General features: G+C 67.8%; 1 pseudogene. It reads left to right on the plus strand.

What is annotated here, in order from left to right:
• Window positions 1-135 precede the first annotated feature (135 nt).
• Window positions 136-456 (plus strand): annotated as a pseudogene (locus ACTFO6_RS17695) (hypothetical protein); the annotation flags it as partial.

Raw genomic sequence — 456 nt, forward strand, 5'->3', positions numbered from 1 at the left:
TTCGCTTCCCGCTGGCGCGTCGTTGACCAATACACCGATCCCCGGACGGGTTTGTCGGCGACGGTGTTTGAGGAGGTGGGGACGGGAGGGCGCGGTTTGGCCATACGGGGCACGCAGTTAGAGGCGGGCGATCTTTTGGCGGACGGGTTGCTTGCGCTGGGTGTGTCGGATCGGCTCAATCCGCAATGGAGTGCGCTGGAGGCGAAGCTCGGGGACTGGCTGGGGGAGGGCGGGCCTTTACAGGGTCGCCCCTTTACGGTGAGCGGCCACAGTCTCGGCGGCTATCTGGCGGTGGCGGTCAAGGCGCGCTACGGGGCGCGGGTGAGCGGCGCCTACCTTTTCAACGCGCCGGGCTCGGGGGGTCTGCTGGGCACCCTCGGGGATCTGCTCTCCGGCGTGTTGACTCAGTCTGCCCCCGGCGAGAACGGGATCTGGAACCTCAAAGCCTCCGAGGGC

Source organism: Pelomicrobium sp. G1 (genome assembly GCF_051905455.1).
Classification (GTDB): Bacteria; Pseudomonadota; Gammaproteobacteria; order Burkholderiales; family UBA6910; genus Pelomicrobium.